2 protein-coding genes are annotated in these 637 nt (G+C 40.8%); both read right to left on the bottom strand.

All coding sequences use genetic code 11. The features are described from left to right. Positions 1 to 210, bottom strand: a 210-nt coding sequence (locus tag IQR33_RS01945; protein ID WP_193843461.1) for a hypothetical protein, incomplete at its 3' end; no start/stop codon positions are given. Positions 211 to 217: 7 nt separating this feature from the next. Further along, a partial coding sequence (locus IQR33_RS01940) for a hypothetical protein (RefSeq protein ID WP_228013719.1) occupies positions 218 to 637 on the bottom strand: 420 nt, incomplete at its 5' end.

Here is a 637-nt window from a genome sequence, read left to right as displayed (position 1 = left end):
CTTGTCAATGATACCACCTAAGGCCCAAGGAAGTTGTTCTCTAGTGTCGTATGTTAAGTCGTTAAAGAAGTGTGAACTAGAGCTACTACGACTACCAAAGTATTTTATTAAATCACCAGAAATTGAATCTGACAAAATGTCGTATTCGTTTGCGCTGGATTCTACAATGCTGGTTGCAGGTCTATACTCTGCTAAGTTAGTACTAGTCATGAAATTCTCACTTGAACATTAAACCTTGAGAGGGAGAGTCATTAATTAATGTAGGCGCCGGGGCTCCAAACATACTTGATTCTGAAAGCTCCCCAATCTTCTGCTCGATAATACGGTCTCGGAATGTTTGCGCTTTCTTAAAGCGGTCAATTGCTTCGTCAGAGGTTTTAACCGTGATATGTCGTGCTCTTGATTTGTCCATTTTGTGAGTTGAATAATCGAAAGGCATGACTACAGCCCCTTGAAATGACAGTGAATCTACATACCAGTCCCCAAAGCTCTCCCCTTCTTTTAAAGTTTGGATAGCCCCCTTATGCCAAAACTCACCTTTCAACTGACCAGCTATCTCATAAATATCTGTAACGAAGATTTGTTTTTCCATTTCGTTTAGCAGAGCATTAACTTCAGCTTCTCGTTGAGCTCTACG

Source organism: Vibrio sp. OPT46, assembly GCF_015163535.1.
GTDB lineage: Bacteria > Pseudomonadota > Gammaproteobacteria > Enterobacterales > Vibrionaceae > Vibrio > Vibrio alginolyticus.
Note: the sequence above shows the minus strand (reverse complement) of the source record. Positions and strands in the feature narration are given on the sequence as shown.